At 69.8% G+C, this 378-nt stretch carries 1 protein-coding gene; it reads left to right on the top strand.

What is annotated here, in order from left to right; translation table 11 throughout:
• The coding region (locus DBV14_RS33155; RefSeq protein ID WP_185546212.1) for an efflux RND transporter permease subunit at positions 1 to 378 on the top strand (378 nt) is incomplete at both ends.

Here is a 378-nt window from a genome sequence, read left to right as displayed (position 1 = left end):
CAGGCCGATGCGCCGTACCGCTCGGCACCGGACGACATCAGCCAGTGGTTCGTGCGCGGCAGCACCGGTGCGATGACGCCGTTCTCGGCCTTTGCCACCACGCACTGGTCGCAGGGCGCTTCGCAGCTGGAGCGCTACAACGGCCTGCCCGCGGTGCAGATCCAGGGCGCGGCCGCGCAGGGCACCAGCTCGGGCACGGCCATGTCGGCCATCGAGGCCATCGCGAAAAAGCAGAGCGGCACGGGCCAGGCCTGGAGCGGGCTGTCGTACCAGGAGCGGTTGTCGGGCGGGCAGGCACCGCTGCTGTTCGCGCTGTCGATCCTGGTGGTGTTCCTGTGCCTGGCGGCGCTGTATGAAAGCTGGTCGGTGCCGTTCTCG

Source organism: Variovorax sp. KBW07 (assembly GCF_003852515.1).
In the GTDB taxonomy this organism is placed as follows: domain Bacteria; phylum Pseudomonadota; class Gammaproteobacteria; order Burkholderiales; family Burkholderiaceae_C; genus Variovorax.
Note: the sequence above shows the minus strand (reverse complement) of the source record. Positions and strands in the feature narration are given on the sequence as shown.